The sequence below is a fragment of the Bradyrhizobium campsiandrae genome, assembly GCF_014529705.1.
Lineage (GTDB): Bacteria > Pseudomonadota > Alphaproteobacteria > Rhizobiales > Xanthobacteraceae > Bradyrhizobium > Bradyrhizobium campsiandrae.
Genome location: NZ_JAANIH010000200.1, coordinates 1 through 470 on the forward strand (window position 1 = coordinate 1; position 470 = coordinate 470).

Sequence of the window (470 nt, forward strand, 5' to 3'; positions counted from 1 at the left end):
CCCCAAGTTCATCTTCGCGCCGGGCTTCTCGACCGCCGCCGCCGTCACCTCGGTCTCCGGCCGCGGCGTCGGCATGGACGTGGTCCGCACCAATATCGACCAGATCGGCGGCACCATCGACATCAAGAGCGTGGCCGGCGAAGGCTCCTCCGTCACCATCAAGATCCCGCTGACCTTGGCCATCGTCTCGGCCCTGATCGTCGAGGCTGCCGGCGACCGCTTTGCGATCCCGCAGCTCTCGGTGGTCGAGCTGGTCCGGGCCCGCGCCAACTCGGAGCACCGCATCGAGCGCATCAAGGACACCGCCGTCCTGCGCCTTCGCAACAAGCTGCTGCCGCTGATTCACCTGAAGAAGCTGCTCAAGATCGACGACGGTGCGGCCAGCGATCCCGAGAACGGTTTTATCGTGGTCACCCAGGTCGGCAGCCAGACGTTTGGCATCGTGGTTGACGGCGTGTTCCACACCGAAG

1 protein-coding gene is annotated in these 470 nt (G+C 65.5%); it reads left to right on the plus strand.

Translation table 11 applies throughout. The features are described from left to right. Positions 1–470 (plus strand): chemotaxis protein CheW (locus G8O24_RS42690; RefSeq protein ID WP_188108431.1); only part of this gene is annotated, 470 nt, incomplete at both ends.